Origin of the sequence: Deinococcus proteolyticus MRP (assembly GCF_000190555.1) — a bacterium.
In the GTDB taxonomy this organism is placed as follows: domain Bacteria; phylum Deinococcota; class Deinococci; order Deinococcales; family Deinococcaceae; genus Deinococcus; species Deinococcus proteolyticus.
This window is the reverse complement of sequence record NC_015161.1, coordinates 1442291-1458004: the sequence shown is the minus strand read 5'-3', so window position 1 is coordinate 1458004 and position 15714 is coordinate 1442291. Positions and strand designations below refer to the sequence as shown.

Annotated in this window: 14 protein-coding genes; 10 read left to right on the top strand and 4 right to left on the bottom strand. The window is 65.0% G+C overall.

The genetic code is table 11. From position 1 onward, the window contains the following. The first annotated feature begins 24 nt into the window (after nt 1-24). The 10 genes from DEIPR_RS06925 to sufD all read left to right on the top strand — a co-directional run bounded on the left by DEIPR_RS06925 (nt 25) and on the right by sufD (nt 12225). On the top strand, nt 25-1188 hold the full coding sequence (locus DEIPR_RS06925; protein ID WP_013615128.1) for a class I SAM-dependent methyltransferase: 1164 nt from the start codon (nt 25-27) through the stop codon (nt 1186-1188). A 368-nt stretch (nt 1189-1556) separates the two neighbouring features. Further along, complete coding sequence (gene rpoD / locus DEIPR_RS06920) at nt 1557-3020, top strand: RNA polymerase sigma factor RpoD (RefSeq protein ID WP_013615127.1); 1464 nt, start codon at nt 1557-1559, stop codon at nt 3018-3020. A gap of 76 nt (nt 3021-3096) precedes the next feature. Then, entirely contained in the window at nt 3097-3567 is a 471-nt protein-coding gene (locus tag DEIPR_RS06915; RefSeq protein WP_013615126.1) for a PaaI family thioesterase, read from the top strand. Between the two features lie 144 nt (nt 3568-3711). Continuing rightward, nucleotides 3712-5208, top strand: a complete 1497-nt coding sequence (locus tag DEIPR_RS06910) for a DUF4129 domain-containing protein (protein ID WP_013615125.1) — start codon at nt 3712-3714, stop codon at nt 5206-5208. 66 nt (nt 5209-5274) lie between these two features. Next, entirely contained in the window at nt 5275-6303 is a 1029-nt protein-coding gene (locus DEIPR_RS06905; RefSeq protein WP_013615124.1) for an AAA family ATPase, read from the top strand. Nucleotides 6304-6307: 4 nt separating this feature from the next. Continuing rightward, nucleotides 6308-7447 carry a DUF58 domain-containing protein gene (locus DEIPR_RS06900; protein WP_013615123.1) on the top strand — a complete coding sequence of 380 codons (1140 nt, stop codon included), beginning with the start codon at nt 6308-6310 and terminating at the stop codon, nt 7445-7447. 327 nt (nt 7448-7774) lie between these two features. Next, nucleotides 7775-8530, top strand: coding sequence for a Fe-S cluster assembly ATPase SufC (sufC, locus tag DEIPR_RS06895; RefSeq protein ID WP_013615122.1), 756 nt, complete (start codon nt 7775-7777; stop codon nt 8528-8530). 104 nt (nt 8531-8634) lie between these two features. Then, a complete protein-coding gene (gene sufB / locus DEIPR_RS06890) occupies nt 8635-10041 on the top strand; it encodes a Fe-S cluster assembly protein SufB (RefSeq protein WP_013615121.1) in 1407 nt (468 codons plus the stop codon). Nucleotides 10042-10423: 382 nt separating this feature from the next. After that, a complete protein-coding gene (locus DEIPR_RS13935; RefSeq protein ID WP_148231802.1) occupies nt 10424-10876 on the top strand; it encodes a hypothetical protein in 453 nt (150 codons plus the stop codon). Next, on the top strand, nt 10873-12225 hold the full coding sequence (gene sufD, locus DEIPR_RS06885) for a Fe-S cluster assembly protein SufD (protein ID WP_013615120.1): 1353 nt from the start codon (nt 10873-10875) through the stop codon (nt 12223-12225). The genes DEIPR_RS13935 and sufD overlap by 4 nt, the downstream gene beginning before the upstream one ends. A 121-nt stretch (nt 12226-12346) precedes the next feature. Here the strand turns inward: sufD and DEIPR_RS06880 are convergent, their stop codons facing one another. The 4 genes from DEIPR_RS06880 to DEIPR_RS06865 all read right to left on the bottom strand — a co-directional run bounded on the left by DEIPR_RS06880 (nt 12347) and on the right by DEIPR_RS06865 (nt 15675). Continuing rightward, complete coding sequence (locus DEIPR_RS06880; protein ID WP_013615119.1) at nt 12347-12961, bottom strand: HD domain-containing protein; 615 nt, start codon at nt 12959-12961, stop codon at nt 12347-12349. 65 nt (nt 12962-13026) lie between these two features. Continuing rightward, nucleotides 13027-13443, bottom strand: a complete 417-nt coding sequence (locus DEIPR_RS06875; RefSeq protein WP_013615118.1) for a pyridoxamine 5'-phosphate oxidase family protein — start codon at nt 13441-13443, stop codon at nt 13027-13029. A 60-nt stretch (nt 13444-13503) separates the two neighbouring features. After that, a complete protein-coding gene (locus DEIPR_RS06870; RefSeq protein WP_013615117.1) occupies nt 13504-14790 on the bottom strand; it encodes an aminotransferase-like domain-containing protein in 1287 nt (428 codons plus the stop codon). 420 nt (nt 14791-15210) lie between these two features. Continuing rightward, nucleotides 15211-15675, bottom strand: coding sequence for a hypothetical protein (locus DEIPR_RS06865; RefSeq protein WP_013615116.1), 465 nt, complete (start codon nt 15673-15675; stop codon nt 15211-15213). Between the last annotated feature and the right edge of the window lie 39 nt (nt 15676-15714).

The window sequence follows — 15714 nt, the reverse complement described above, 5'->3', positions numbered from 1 at the left end:
GCTGCGGCAACTACACTGGGCAGTATGACGCCTGCTTCCGGCTCCCACCATGAGATTTCGCCTGACGGCTATTTTCGAATTCGCCCGGCGCAGCTTCCCCCGGCGCTGCGTGAATACGGGGTGCCGCCCACCAAATCCGGCGTGCGGGGCTACCCTGGCGTGGACGACGCTCAGCTGCTGCTGTTCCAGACGATGCTCAAGCGCAAGGCACGCGGCCCCATTCTGGACCTGAGCGCCATGGGGGGGCTGCTGGCCTCGCTGCCGGGTGCCGAGCTGCGGCCCGTGGAAGGCTCGGCGGCGGCCATTGCGGCGCTGCGGGCCGACGGGCTGGAGCCGGTGGTGGCCGCTCCCGGCGACGACCTGAGCGCCCACTTTGCGGAGCCGGCGCGTACCGTGGCCTGTGTCCTGGCCGGCGACCGGGGCACTGCCTACGCCCAGGCGCAAATCAGCTGGGCGCATGCCCACACTCCCCCCGGCGGGAAGCTGTACCTGGCCGGCGACAAGGCCAAGGGCTTTGACCGCTACGTGCGGATGGCGTCCAAAGCCTACGGCACCGGCGAGACCATCGCCCGCGACGGCGGCATGCGGGTGGCCGTTCTGACCCGCCGCCCCGGCCCCACGCCGGAGCTGCCGGCCCCAGACGGCTACGAGGAGCACGGCGTCAAGGTGGTGGGGCTACCGGGCGTGTTCAGCGCGGCCAAAGCGGACAAGGCCACCGGCATCCTGCTGGATACGCTGGAAGCGCAGCCGGAACTGGACTGGGCCGGCAAAGCGGTATTGGACCTCGGCTGCGGCACCGGCCTGATTGGGGCCTGGGCCGCGCAGCGGGGCGCTGCCGTCACCCTGGTGGACGGCGACCTGCAGAGTGTGCGCAGCGCCCGGCTGACCCTGGCCGCCAACGGACTGAGCGGTGAGGCGATTCATTCCGATGTCGATGCAGACCTGGGTGAGCGCCGCTTCGACATGGTGCTGACCAACCCGCCCTTTCATGTGGGGCGCGGGGTGGTACTGGATGTGGCCCGCGAGTTCATCGCTGCTGCTCGCCGCCGCCTGAATCCCGGCGGCCGGCTGATTCTGGTTGCCAACGACTTTCTGCCCTACGAGGCCGAACTGGCTGCCCAGCTGGCCCCGGCCGAGCTGCTGGCCCATGAGCGGGGGTTCAAGGTGCTGGCGGCGCGGCGCCCGTAAGCCGGGCCACCTCTGGGGCGCCGGGAAATGGCGTCTCAGCAGACGCACTGCGTTCCAGGGCGTCACATTCTACCAGAACCTGGCGCCTGATGCCGTACAGTACGTGCTTTTTTCCCCTCCGCGTCGTGGCTTCGCCAGTCCTGCTCGCTCCAATTGCATTTCTGCCAATCAAACGGTGAAGCCGCAAATCTTAGGAAGGCTGCACACGGCAAACGACCGGGCGCCGATGCTAAAATGCACTGTTAAGCTGCTGCGCCTGCCTTTTGCCTCAGGGTCTTTTTCACGGCGCCAATGTGGCCCGTGTTTCCCCATCTCAGCGCGCCGGGCAGTGTTTTTCGCTTACTCTCTTTACCCTTACCGGAGGACCCATGGCTGAAACCAAGACTGCCAAGACCAAAAAGACTGCCGCCCCTGCCGAAGCTGCCGCCGAGAAACCGGCCCGTAAGCCTGCGGCCCGCAAGCCCGCAGCGCGCAAGCCTGCGGAAGCTGGCGCGGCCGAAAAGCCTGCGGCCAAAAAGGAAGCGGCCAAGAAGCCGGCCAGCAAGAAAGCCGCCAAGCCTGCTGCTGGTACCGTCGATGAGGGCGCCGCCGATAAGCCGGCCCGCAAGGCCGACGGCTCGGACCGCGCCTACTACGCGCACCCGGCCATTCAGGAGCTGCTCAAGGGCGCCAAGGCCACCGGCCTGGTGACCAGTGAGGAAGCGGCCGCCGCGCTGGCCACCGCGCTGGAAGCCCACGGCATGGACCCCGATTCCAGCGACGAGTTCGACGATCTGCAGCTGTATCTGGCGTCTAAGAATATCGAGCTGCAGGACGACGAGGACCCTGAAGAGGACGAGGCCGACACCGACAAGGACGACGACGAAGAGGGCGAGGAGGAGGAGCGGTACTACGACGACATGCCCCGCGCCGTGTCCAACGACCCGGTGCGCCAGTACCTGCACGAGATTGGCCGCGTGCCGCTGCTGACCCTGGAAGAGGAAATCGCGCTGGCCCGCCGTATCGAGGACGGCGAGTTTGCCCGCGTGGAGCTGGAAGAAAAGGGCGAGGAGCTGGACGACCGGGGCCGCCGCGCCCTGCAGCGCCGCATGGAAGACGGAGCCGCCGCCCGCCAGGGCCTGATTGAAGCCAACCTCCGCCTGGTGGTCAGCATCGCCAAGAAGTACACCGGACGCGGGCTGAATTTCCTCGACCTGATTCAGGAGGGCAACCAGGGCCTGATCCGCGCCGTGGAGAAGTTCGAGTACCGCCGCCGCTACAAGTTCAGCACCTACGCGACGTGGTGGATTCGTCAGGCGATTAACCGCGCCATTGCTGACCAGGCCCGCACCATCCGCATTCCGGTGCATATGGTGGAAACCATCAACAAGCTGACCCGCACGGCCCGCCAGCTGCAGCAGGAGCTGAGCCGCGAGGCGCTCCCCGAGGAGATTGCCGAAGCAATGGGACCGGGTTGGGACGCCAACAAGGTGGAGGAAGTGCAGAAGGTCAGCCAGGAGCCGGTGTCGCTGGAAACCCCGATTGGCGACGAGAAAGACAGCTTCTACGGCGACTTCATCCCCGACGACAACCTGGATAGCCCGGTAGACAACGCCGCCAAGACCCTGCTGAGCGAGGAGCTGGAAAAGGCCCTCGGCAAGCTGACCGAGCGTGAAGCGATGGTGCTGAAGTTCCGCAAAGGGCTGGTGGACGGGCGCGAACACACCCTGGAAGAGGTGGGCCAGCGCTTTAACGTGACCCGTGAGCGTATCCGCCAGATTGAGAACAAGGCGCTGCGCAAGCTGAAATACCACGAAAGCCGCACCCGCAAGCTGCGCGACTTCCTGGAATAAGCCCTATGCACAGAGAAAGCCTCACCGCCGGGTGGGGCTTTTGCCTTGGGTCCGGGCTGTTTTGGCATAGTGTCGTATGACCCTACCAGCCGACCCCCAGCAGCTTCTGACCTTTGCGGACAGCATCCTGGCCCAGCAGAGCTTTTCGGCCCTGATCGGTGCCCGCTTCACTGCCATCGGAGAGGGCAGGGCTACCTTGCAAGTCCCGCTGCGTGAAGACCTGCGCCAGCACCACGGCTTCGCGCATGGCGGCCTGCTCGCCAGCATGGCCGACATCACCCTGACGTTCGTGGGTGCGCTGCATCTGGGGCCGCAGGTGCTGACAAGTGAATTCAAAATCAACTTTATTCGCCCGGCGGTAGGCGAGACGTTGGTGGCCCGTGGCGAGCTCGTCGGCGGCACGGCCCGGCAGGCGGTGACCCGCTGCGACATCTACGCCGTGCGCCCCGGTGAGGACGGGCAGCCCGGTGAAAAGCTGGTCGCTACGGCGCAGGGCACCATCGTGCTGCCGGATACGGCCGCGCCGGGGCGGGCAGGCCAGCCCTGAATGCAGTAAGCCGGCCGGCTCCACAGGTGGGAACCGGCCGGCTGCAGCGAGTGGTGAATACCCCCGGCTCAGACTTACCGCCCTTAGATATAGCAGAACATACTCTGAGGCGCTGCAAGATCTGCCGCCGCTTATACTCGGGGCATGACAAAGTCCGCGCCGGCTGCTGCCGGGCCGACCAGGCACTGGCGCACAGTGGCGTTCGCTGCGCTGCCCCTGGTCCTGGCCGGCATGCTGCCCCTGCCGGCGCTGCTGGGATTGATGGCCGTGTTCGCCCTGACTGCCCGCGAAGAGCTGCTGCCCCTGCGGCCGCAGCTCAGCCTGCTGGTGCTGGCGGTCAACCTGCTGGTCACGCTCTGGCTGGCGGTTCAGGCGGGCGACCAGCGCTCTATGGTGGGTGCCTTCTTCGTGGGGTTGGTGCAGATGCTGGCAGCATGGCTGGCCGTACAGGCTGCCGAGCGGGCCGAGGACGCTCGCGGGCGGGGTTGGCTATGGTTGCTTCCCGCTTTTGTCCTGGCCCCGCATCCACTGGGGCTGCTGAGCCAGGGGGCGGCCGCGCTGCTGCGCCGGAGTGCTGACGACCGCGCCCTCCCCAGTCGCTGGCAGAGTCCGGAAGATGGGCAGGGTGCAGGATATGAGCAGCGTCCGGAGCACGTGCGGGCGCGCTGGCTCTGGCTGCCTGTTGCCGCTGTGCTGGCCTTGTTGGCTGGTCTGCTGCTGCCCCGCGCCTCGCTGTGGGAACAGGCGGTGGCCTACATGAGCGTGACCGAGCAGGTGACGGTGGTGGACAACTCGGCGCGCCCCGCTGCTCCGGAGGCCCCCACTTCAGGTGCGCCGGGTCAGGCCGAGCCGCCGGTCCCTCCGCTGGACAGTCCCGCGCCCGGTTTCAACCACAACCTCAGCCGCGCCGCACTGGGCTACCTGGACCTGATTTCGGTGGGGGTGATGCTGGCCTTTATCCTCTATGCCCTGACCCAGCTTCGCCGGCAACTGCGCCGCCCCGGCGCGCCTCCGAACTGGCGGCAGGTCTGGCCCCTGCTGGCGCTGCTGGCCCTGCCGCTCAGCCTACTGGCCGTGATTCTGGCCGCGCAGTTCCAGGCGCTGGACGTGACCGTGGTTGATGGACAGCACCCCCCAGCCCTGCTCCCGCCTGCAAACCCACTAGTGGCGGCGGCGCAGCGCGTGACCCAGGCCCTGGCCGGCACGCCGCTGGGCAACCCCAACCTCTACGACGTGCTGTTTCTGCTGCTGGGCAGCCTCTTTCTGTTGGCCCTGCTGGCCTGGGTCTGGCAGCTGCTGACCGCCCGCTCACGGCCCACCTTCGCCTATGAGGACACCCGTGAAGCCGGGCCGGTTGTGACCTCCGCACCTGCGCCCGACCTCGCTCCGCTGCACCGCGTCCGCGCTGCTTACGCCCGCACCGAAGCCCATCTCGCGGGGTTGGGGCTGACCCGTCAGGACTCTGAAACGCCCGCCGAGTATCTGCGCCGTGCTGCTTCGCGGTGGCCCAACCTCTCCGCGCCACTGGCCGCGCTGGGCCAGGCTTACGCGCCCGTGCGCTACGGCGGCGGGGTCAGTGACACTCAAGCTGACACAGCCGAGGCGGCAGCAGGCGCTATCGTGGGCCACACGACCCCCTAGTTCATTGCTGGCCTGCGTCCCGCCCCTGGCCCGCGCAGCGCCGTCACGAAAGGCAGCATCTCACCCATGACCGAGCCACAGTTCAGCAGTTCCGTGACCACTTCATCCAACGCCTCATCCACCGCGCAGGCCGTGATGGAGCGCGTACAAAGCAATGTGGCCCGTGTGCTGGTGGGCAAGGAAGACGTGACCCGCCTCGCGCTGGCCGGGATTCTGGCCGGCGGGCATATCCTCCTGGAAGACGCGCCCGGCACCGGCAAGACCATGTTGGCGCGCGCCCTGGCGGTCAGCCTCGGCCTGGACTTTGCCCGCGTGCAGTTCACGCCGGATTTGCTGCCCAGCGACGTGACCGGGGTGAGCATCTACCGCGAAGGCCGCTTCGAGTTCGTGCCCGGCCCCATTTTTACCGGCATCCTGCTGGCCGACGAAATCAACCGCGCCACCCCCAAAACCCAGTCGGCGCTGCTGGAGGCGATGGGGGAGGGGCAGGTGACCGAGTCGGGTGTCACCCATGCGCTCCAAAAGCCGTTCGTGGTGATCGCCACCCAGAACCCGGTGGAGCACGAGGGCACCTACGCCCTGCCCGAAGCGCAGCTGGACCGTTTCCTGCTCAAGCTGTCGGTGGGCTACCCCACGCTGCACGAAGAAGTGCAGCTGCTCTCGCGCCTGCAAACCGCCCACCCGATAGACACGCTCGCGGCGGTGGCCGGTCCCGCCGACCTGCTGGCCGCTCAGCGGGCCGTGCGTGAGGTGCGGGTCAGCCCCGACCTGCAGCATTATCTGGCGTCCATCGTCGGGGCCACCCGCAGCCATCCGCGCATTGCCCTGGGCGCCGGCCCCCGCGCCAGCCTGGGCATTCAGGCGGCGGCGCAGGCGCTGGCGTACCTGGCGGGCCGCGACTTCGTGACCCCCGACGATGTCAAGGCGGCGGCGCGTGGTGTGCTGCCTCACCGCCTGCTGCTGAACATCGAAGCGCGGATGGCCGACATCAGCGCGGCGTCGCTGGTAGAAGAGATTCTGGGCACGGTGCCGGTGCCGGTAGAGACGCCCGCAGCCATGGCTCAGGCCGCCGCCGAACCCACCCCGGCAGGCTGAGCGGGTGAGCGCTGGCCTTGTCAGTGCGTTTGCGTGGCTGCTGTTTCTGGCAGCGCTGGTCGCCCTTATCTGGTGGCTGTACCGCGAGCCGCCCCGCGTGCGCCTGACCCGCGACCTGCGGCCCGCCGGCATGGTGGGCCAGCCGCAGCCGCTGACCGTCACCGCCGAGATAGAGACGCGCCTGCCCACCCGCCTGGTGCTGGAAGACCCCCCGCCCCGCGCCGTGGTGCCGGGCCGCCCGGTGGTCTTCGGCGGGCTGTGGCAGGGCCGCCACACGGCCCACCTGGACCTGAGCTTGCAGCCCAACCGCCGGGGCGTGTACCGCTGGGAAGGGGCGGTGCTGCGCTGGGCCGATCCCCTCGGCCTGTTCTGGCGTGCGCTGCCGCTGGACGTGCCGGCGGGGCTGGAGGTCTACCCCCAGACGCACGGCGTCATCCTGCCGGAGCTGCTGCGGCCCTTGCTGTCCGAAGGGCAGCTGAGCCGAAGTTTGGGCCTCAGCGACCCCATCAGCCTGCGGGGGGCGCGGCCCTACGTGCCGGGCGACGCACCGGGGCAGATTCACTGGCGGCTCTCGGCCCGGTCGCTGTCGGTGGGCGGCGCAGGTGCCGTGCCGATGATCCGGGAAACGGAGCGCACGGCGGCCAGCTCGGTCACCATTTACCTGGATACGGGTGGAAACGCCACCTACCTGGAAAGCGCGGTGCGGCTGGCCGCCAGCCTGGCCGCGCAGGCTTGGGCCGACGGTCTGCCGGTGTCGCTGGCAACCGCGCACGGACAAACTCCGCCCGGCCGCGCCGCCGAAGCCCACCGCGCGATACTGCGGGCCCTGGCCGAGCTCGAACATGACCCGGCCCCACCCGCGCTGCGCCCACCCCGCCCCGGCACCAACCTGCTGGTGGTCACGCAGTTCGCACCGCCGGAGCTGGTGGCTCAGGCCCTGCGGGCGCGGGCCACGGCCAGCCGGGTCGCCATCATCGCCCTGCCTGAAGGCTTTTATCTGGAACCCGGCGAAAAACCGCGCAAGCAGTGGGCCGGCGCCCCCGATACGGTGCGGCAACTGGAAAAACAGGCCGGTGTGCTGGCCGAGCGCGGCGTGCTGGTGTTCGTGCTGCGCGGTAACCAGTCGGTACTGCGGCTGGGATGACGCGGCCCCTGCGAACGAATCGCTGTCACTTGGCCATTCATCTCCACGGACGGGAACGGCAACAAATACGCCCTGTAGGACCTGCGAAAAAGCAGAAATGGACCGAAAGCCGCAACTGTTCTGGATTTCAGGGAAGCGGGCGCAGTAGCTATCAGGAGAAGCGGGCCCAGGCCGCCGGTCACGGCTTTCCTAATCTGCACTCGGTCACTCGGATTTACGGGTTCCAGCTGATACAATGGACCCTGGCCAGATAGGAATGATTCCTAACAAATGGGGGCCGGGCGAATGTTTCGCGGCCCCGTGGCAAGACCTCAGGAGGCTTAAGTTATGACGCATCAACTCGAAATCCGCAACCTGCACGCGTCCGTCGGTGACCAGCCGATTCTCAAGGGCATCAACCTGACCATTCCCCGCGGCGAGCTGCACGCCGTGATGGGTCCCAACGGCAACGGCAAGAGCACCCTCGCCAAAGTGATTGTGGGCGACCCCGAGTACACCGTTACGGGGGGCGAAGTCCTGGTAGACGGCCAGAACATTCTGGAAATGGAACCCGACGAGCGTGCCCGCCTGGGCGTGTTCCTGGCCTTCCAGTACCCGGTGGAAATCCCCGGCGTCACCATCGCCAACTTCCTGCGCCTCGCCATGCAGGCCCGTAAGGAAGAAGGCGAGGAAGTCACCTTTACGGAGTTCTACGGCAAGCTGCAGAGCGCCCTGAAGACCCTGGAATGGGACGAAAGCATCGTGGAGCGCTACTTGAACGAAGGCATGTCCGGCGGCGAGAAGAAGCGCAACGAAATCCTGCAAATGCTGATGCTGGAACCCAACTACATCATCATGGACGAGACCGACTCGGGCCTGGACGTGGACGCCCTGCGTATTGTCTCGCACGGCGTCAACACCCTGCGCGGTCCCAACCTGGGCGGCCTGATCATCACCCACTACCAGCGCCTGCTGGACTACATCGTGCCCGACAAGGTTCACATCATCGTGGACGGCCGCGTGGTGGAAACCGGCGGCCCCGACCTGGCCAAAAAGCTCGATACCGAGGGTTACGACTGGGTCAAGGCCCTGGCCACTGCCTGATGGCGGTGTCTAAGGGCCGCAAGGTCTCAGAGTCTTAAGAACCTGAACTCGTTGGCCTGTGCCCTTAGACCCCTCGACCCTTAAATACTCCGGAGGAGTCAACAATGACCGTAAATCCCGAAGCAGCCAGCATCAACACCGAATATGAATACGGCTGGAGCAATCCCGAGCGCTACGCCATCAAGGCCCCCAAGGGCCTGAGCCGCGAAGTGGTCGAGATGATTTCCAAGGCCAAGGACGAGCCGCAGTGGATGCTGGACTTCCGGCTCAAGGCGCTGGATATTTTCCTCAGCAAGCCGATGCCCGAGTGGGGCGCCGACCTGTCGGGCCTGAACCTGGACGAAATCTACTACTACATCAAGCCCGAAGGCTTCAACGCCCGCTCGTGGGACGACGTGCCCGAAGACGTGAAAAACACCTTCGAGCGCCTGGGCATTCCCGAAGCCGAGCGTGCCGCGCTGGCCGGTGTGGGCGCCCAGTACGAATCCGAGATGGTGTACCACAACCTCAAAGAAGAGTGGGAAAAGCTGGGCGTGGTCTTCCTGAGCATTGAAGACGGCATGCGTGAGTACCCCGAGCTGTTCCGGGAATACTTCGCCACTGTGGTGCCCCCCGAAGACAACAAGTTCGCCGCTGTCAACTCGGCCGTGTGGTCGGGCGGGTCGTTCGTGTACGTGCCCAAGGGCGTGAAGGTGGATATTCCCCTCCAGACCTACTTCCGTATCAACGCGGAAAACAGCGGCCAGTTCGAGCGCACCCTGATCATCATCGAAGAGGGCGCCCAGGCCCACTACATCGAGGGCTGCACTGCGCCCGCCTACAGCTCCGACTCGTTCCATTCCGGCGTGATCGAGATCGTGGTGAAGGAGGGCGCCCGCTTCCGCTACTCCACCATCCAGAACTGGTCGCACAATGTGTACAACCTCGTCACCCAGCGCGCCGCCGTGTACGGCAATGGCGTGATGGAGTGGGTGGACGGCAACCTGGGCAGCAAGGTCACCATGAAGTACCCGGCCTGCTACCTGCTGGAAGAAGGCGCACGCGGCGAAGTGCTGAGCATCGCCATGGCGAGCCGTGGTCAGCACCAGGACGCCGGGGCCAAGATTGTCCACTTTGCGCCGCACACCAGCGGGAGCATCGTGTCCAAGTCCATTTCCAAGGACTCGGGCCGCAGCTCCTACCGGGGACTCGTCAAGATTTACGAAGGCGCACGCGGTTCCAAGACCAACGTGGAATGTGACGCCCTGCTGCTGGACGAGGAAGCCCGCACCGACACCTACCCCTACATCGAAATCGAGGAGAAGAACGCCTCGGTGGGCCACGAAGCCACGGTCAGCAAGATCAACGACGAGCAGATTCTGTATCTGCAGAGCCGCGGCCTGAGCGAGGACGAGGCGGCAGGCCTGATCGTGCGCGGGTTCATCGAGCCGATTGCCAAGGAACTGCCGCTGGAATACGCGGTGGAACTGAACCGCCTGATTGAGCTGGAAATGGAAGGCAGCGTGGGCTAACCGCCTCAGTGCGGCAGTGTGGCGGTCTCTCACCGGCTGGGAGGCTTGCCACACGGGCCGGGGCGGTAGCTGCGGAGCTGATCTGGGATCGAATGACTGACCAGGGTCCATTCAAGGTGTTTTTCCTGCTGTGCGTGCGAGTGGCGGGCGAATTCGGGGCAGTTCGCCGCCCCCGAATTCGGTTCCTTCAGGCCATTCCTGCCAGCCTGGGCCTGCCTTTGCTGGGACCGGGAAACAGGTAAAGGGGCAGGTCATCACGGTGGGGTACTCATTCGGACTGGTCAATATCCTGGCAGAGCAAAGGGGCCTGTCACTTTCTCAGGCCGTTGCGCCGTATGCACGTTTATGCGCCAGGCTTTACTGCACTGATTTGCGTCTATCTGTGGATAACCGTCTCTACCGTCTGAATCTGGTCACTCCATACCATTCCCATGTCCAGGAACGTCAGATTTCTGTTTCACAAGAGACCGCCCTGAATTTCAGCGAACTTCAAAGCACGTTCCATTCCCTCTTTGACCCTGAATTCGGCCGTGAAGGTGTAGAGGAAAAGTATGCCCCGGAAGGGACCGTCATTTACGGCCCCTCTGGAAATGGCCCCAAGAAGCTGGACGCCGCCACAGCCTATTTTCTCAATGCCGACTGGTACGACATCCCGCTAAGATTTCCACCCCCGTTGCGGGAGTGGTTCAGGGAGTACCGATGGGTCTTCCGGGCAGAGTACAACTCAGTGCGGTATGGAGAACGGCCCAAAAACAACAAAGCCACGACGGTCAATCTCGTCTTGCCAGACGGCGGACAAATGACGGGAGACCTGATGGATAAGGAGCAACCATGACCAAATTCACCGAAGCATTACAGCAGCAAGGCGGTCCCGAGTGGCTGCAGGCCAAGCGTCAGGAATCTCTGGCGCTGTTCGAATCCCTGGAAGTGCCCACCGAGCAGGTGGAAGCGTGGAAATACACCCGTGTAGAGGTGGATTTTGACAGCTTGCAGCCCCACCCCAAGCGGGACGCTGTGCAGGACAGCTCACAGCTGCCGCAGAGCGTGCAAAAGCGGCTGAACAGCACCGACGTGGGCGCCTTTTTGGTGTTTGACGGCCCTGATGTGGTGTACCGCACCGAACTGCCGCAGGAGCTGGCCGAGAAGGGGGTCATCTTTACCGACCTGCGCACGGCGGTGGAGCAGCACGCGGACAAGGTGCAGCAGTACCTGTACTCGGTGGTGCCTGCCGAAGTGCCGGATGACACCACCATCGCGGCGCCCGGCACCACCCCCAGCAAGTCGCCCGACCCCTCCGAAGGCAAGTTCTCGGCGCTCGCGGCGGCCCTGTGGACCAACGGTGCGTTCGTCTACGTGCCTAGAGGGGTAGAGGTAGAGTTGCCGCTCGGTTCCTTCCGGGTCATGAGTGAGGCGAACACCTACACTGCGACCCGCACGCTGGTCGTGGTGGAAGACAATGCCAGCGCTGTCTTTATCGACGAGCAAGACAGCGAAGCGCTGGACAATGCTTACGCGATCGGCGCCGTGGAGCTGGTGGTCAAGCCGGGTGCCCGCCTGCGCTACGTCTCTATCCAGAACTGGGGTAAGGGCGTGACCCATATCCAGCGCCAGCGCGGCGACGTGGACAAGGACGGCAAGCTCAACAGCCTGGTCGTCACGATGGGCGGCACCCTCAGCCGCACCGAAATGCAGAGCTATGTGCGGGGCAGCGGTGCCGAGAGCGAGATGCTGGCGCTGTACTTTGCCGATGAGGACCAGCACTTCGACCATTACACCCTGCAGCACCACGCCGCCCCCAACGCCTACTCCGACCTGCTGTACAAGGGTGTGGGTGCGGACCAGAGCGTGGGCGTGTTCAGCGGCATGATCAAGGTGGACCTGGGCGCCCAGAAGACCGACGCCTACCAGAAGCACCGGACCCTGATGCTGTCCAGCGAAGCCCGCAACTTCAGCGTGCCGCAGCTGGAAATCAACGCCAACGACGTGAAGTGCTCGCACGGCTCCACCACCGGCCCGGTGGGCGAAGAGGAAATGTTCTACCTGCGCTCGCGCGGCATCAGCAAGGAAACCGCCGAGAAGATGCTGGTGACGGCGTTCCTGGAAGACGTGCTGGGCCGCGTGCCGCTGAGGAGCGTGACCGATTACATCGAAGGCATCATTGCCGAGAAGGTCGGCGCGGTCTAAGCCTCCGTCTCTTTCTCTGAGCGGTCAGTTTCCCCGGAGGCTGGCCGCTTTTTTTACCTGGTATGCAGTTGCCGCAGCTTAGGGGAGGGCGCAAGTGGGGCAGACCCGCTCACATGCCACTTCACGGCTTGATGACTCCTGCCCGCTCTGCTTCCCGGAGCAGTTGCTCTGCTGCCTGCCAGAGCTGCGGGAACTCGGCCAGTGCGCTGCGCTTAAGCTCCAGCACGCGCTGTACGGTCAGTTCAGGGAATGTCTCAGTGCAGCCCAAACCACCCGCGCCGTCCGCAGTCTGGCCCCAGGTCAGCAGCATGGGCTGTAAGGCGTCCAATGCCCTGGCAAAGCGGGCCTCAGGAGTGTGCCGTGCCTCGAACTCTTGCCATAAAGCCGTGAACTCGGCAGCCTGAGCTTCAGGAAGCAGCGCGAACAACTGCGCAGCAGCCTGGGCTTCGGCTGCATGCTGCTGGTTGAGTGCCTTCGCTGCGGCGTCAAAGTGAAGGTCGCCCGCCCCAATCTCGACCAGATCATGCACCAGCAGCAAGCGCATCACCTGTTCCATATCGGTCCCTGCAGGCGCGTACTCGGCCAGGGTCAGGGCCATCAGCGCCAGGTGCCAGGAATGTTCGGCGCTGTTCTCGAAGCGGCTGCCGTCATGCAGGCGGGTGGTGCGCTGCACGGCCTTGAGGCGGTCACAGGTCAGCAGGAAATCCAGTTGGGCCGCCAGTCTAGGGTCAGGCATGGCCGAGTGTACAGCGCCGCCGCGCCTTCCCCTGACGGTGACTGCTGGCGCTTACTGCCTGGCGGTTACAGCTCCACCTCGCCGTCTTCTTCGCCCCACCACTGAATCCGCCGGGCGTCCACGGCCAGCATCACCAGGCCTTCGGTGTCTAGGCCCTCCTTGAACCACTGCCGCAGTTCCTCGTGCCAGTGGTCTTTCATCACGCGCCGGTCGGTCAGTACGCGGGCCTCGCCCTGCACAGCCACGAACAGAAAGCCTTTGTCGGCCTTGAAGTTCAGCTGCACGTGTTTGTTCTTCTCGATATCGCGGGCCATTCGTGAGTCGGCCCAGGTAAAAAAGTAGCTGGTGCCGTCGTATTCCACCTCGCCGTTGTTGCTCATGGGGCGGCTGGCCAGGCGGCCATAGTCGCTGACGGTGGTCAGCATGCACAGGTCTAGGCCGCGCATCCGGGCGGCGATATCTTTCAGGGTTTTGGAAGCCATGCTTCAGCCTAAGCAAGCGCTGGAGCTGACCCGTGAGCCTGCCTTTATCTTCGCTGCCCCTTACAGCTCTGCGTGGATGGTCTGGGCCAGCGCCGCGATTCCCCGGTCAATGTCCTGTGGACTGGCCGTGCTGAAGCACAGGCGCATGGTGTTGTGCCCGCCGCCCAGGGCATGAAAGCACTCGCCAATCATGTAGGCGACCTGGCGCTCTACGGCACGGGGCAGCATGGCCGTGGTGTTCACATGCTCCGGCAGCGTCAGCCACAGGAACATGCCCCCCTGCGGCGTGGTGTAGGACACGCCAGCAGGCAACTCGCGTTCGAGCGCGGCCAGCATGTGGCCGGCGCGGTCCGCATAAGAGTGGCGCAGTTTGTCGACCTGCTGCGGCAACAGCGGGAGCAGCTCGGTCACGATCATCTGGTTCAGGGTGGGCGTGTGCATGTCGGCGCCCTGCTTGGCCAGTACCAGCCGCTCGGTGATGGGCCGGGCGGCCATGACCCAGGCGTCGCGCAGGCCTGGAGCCAGCGTCTTGGAAAAGCTGGAGCAGTACACCACATGGCTGCGGTCGGGGTCGCCGCCGGTGCGCCGCAGCATCAGCTCGGCCAGGCTGGGCAGGTGCTCCCCGCTGAAGCGCAGCTGGCCGTAGGGGTCGTCCTCCACCACGAACACGCCGTACTGCGCGGTCAGGTCCAGCAGCCGTTCCCGCCGCTCCAGGCTGAGGGTGCGGCCGGTGGGGTTCTGAAAGTTGGGGATGGTGTAGATGAATTTGGGTGTACGGCCCTCGCGTGCCAGGTCCGCCAGCAGGGCTTCCAGCGCGTCCATCTCTATCCCATGGTCATCGGTAGGCACGGCAGCGAAGTGGGGCCGGTACGGCACGAAGGACTGAACCGCGCCCATGTAGGTCGGAGTTTCTACCAGCACCGTATCGCCGGGGTCGATGAAAATCTTGCCCACCAGGTCCAGCGACTGCTGCCCGCCGGTCATGATTTGGATATGTTCCGGGGTGACGCCCGCCGCGCCGGGGCAGGTGTGCTCTGCCAGCCACTCGCGCAGCGGCAGGAAGCCTTCGGTGGTGCCGTACTGCACCGCCCGCCAACCGTGCTTCTCCAGGGCCTGGGCGCTGGCCTGCGCGATACGGTCCATCGGGAACAGTTCGGGGGCAGGCAGGCCGCCGCCAAAGTTCACCATGCCCGGCACCTGAGCCATCCGCAGCATGTCGCGCAGCGCACTGCCATTCACAGCTTTGATACCGGCACTGAATGCACTTCCGAACGCCGGCGCGGCTGCTCCCACGTCCTGTTGAAAGGAAAGCTGGCTCCACTTGGTCGTTCCTGGCGCTCCGTGCATGACCCTACGGTAACCCAATCGGCAATAAAAAATCAAAAATGCCGCTCCGATTTCTGGATTCCAGAATATCTGCAAAATTTAAGCAATAAAATTTCAATCGTTTAGACAGGATAAAGGCGAATGCTGACCGTTCTGAGGGGGCACTGGCTTCCGTAGCCTGTAACGGCGGCAAATGGGCAATATTCTTGTAGGGCTGGCACAGGCCAATTCCGGTGACACAACGAGGGACAGTGCTGCCAGGACGGCATTTTTTCTGCCTGGGCGCTCTTGCGTTACTGTTCGGGTAACGGTAGGTCAGGCATCTTCTGCAGGCGGCGGATAGAAGGCGAAGAAGACACTGGCAGGCATCCTCCACCCGGCTGCTTGCCAGTGTCTTCTTGATGTTCCTGCTTATCCGGCTTTCGGGCCCGGCTTTTAGGCTCAGAGTTCTTCGAACTCGAAGCGGTCGAACTGGCCGCCGCGCAGCACGCTCTGGGTCTGCTCGCCCAGGTAGGTCTTGCCGGTGATGGCTTCCAGGGCGCCCCAGATGGCACCCATGGTAAAGGTGCAGCTCCGGTCGCTGCCCATCTCCTCACCGGCCGAGCACACCGTGTCGGTGGTGTCCACGGTGATTTTGCCGTTCTCCTCGCGCACGCCGTGCACCGCGGCCAGGCGGGTGCCCTCCTGGCCCAGCGCTGCGTTGAGCTTGGCAGCCAGTTCGTCGCCGTGCAGGCCCGTGCCGGCCAGACCCAGGTCGCGGGCCAGGTTGCCGCCGCGCACTTTGCCGGCGCGGGTGAACACCACGCTGGCCCCGTCTTTGCCCAGGGTGTCTTCCACGCCGGTAATCACGGCCTTGAAGCACACCACACTGCTGAATTCGCCCAGTTCGTCTCGTTGGTAGGTCATGTTCGTCTCCTTGAAGGGGGTATGTCGTGAGGGGGAGTA

Coding starts and splice junctions, on each gene's coding strand:
- DEIPR_RS06925 (WP_013615128.1), top strand. CDS start 25: ATGACGCCTGCTTCCGGCTCCCACCATGAGATTTCGCCTGACGGCTAT.
- rpoD (WP_013615127.1), top strand. CDS start 1,557: ATGGCTGAAACCAAGACTGCCAAGACCAAAAAGACTGCCGCCCCTGCC.
- DEIPR_RS06915 (WP_013615126.1), top strand. CDS start 3,097: ATGACCCTACCAGCCGACCCCCAGCAGCTTCTGACCTTTGCGGACAGC.
- DEIPR_RS06910 (WP_013615125.1), top strand. CDS start 3,712: ATGACAAAGTCCGCGCCGGCTGCTGCCGGGCCGACCAGGCACTGGCGC.
- DEIPR_RS06905 (WP_013615124.1), top strand. CDS start 5,275: ATGACCGAGCCACAGTTCAGCAGTTCCGTGACCACTTCATCCAACGCC.
- sufC (WP_013615122.1), top strand. CDS start 7,775: ATGACGCATCAACTCGAAATCCGCAACCTGCACGCGTCCGTCGGTGAC.
- sufB (WP_013615121.1), top strand. CDS start 8,635: ATGACCGTAAATCCCGAAGCAGCCAGCATCAACACCGAATATGAATAC.
- sufD (WP_013615120.1), top strand. CDS start 10,873: ATGACCAAATTCACCGAAGCATTACAGCAGCAAGGCGGTCCCGAGTGG.
- DEIPR_RS06880 (WP_013615119.1), bottom strand. CDS start 12,961: ATGCCTGACCCTAGACTGGCGGCCCAACTGGATTTCCTGCTGACCTGT.
- DEIPR_RS06875 (WP_013615118.1), bottom strand. CDS start 13,443: ATGGCTTCCAAAACCCTGAAAGATATCGCCGCCCGGATGCGCGGCCTA.
- DEIPR_RS06870 (WP_013615117.1), bottom strand. CDS start 14,790: ATGCACGGAGCGCCAGGAACGACCAAGTGGAGCCAGCTTTCCTTTCAA.
- DEIPR_RS06865 (WP_013615116.1), bottom strand. CDS start 15,675: ATGACCTACCAACGAGACGAACTGGGCGAATTCAGCAGTGTGGTGTGC.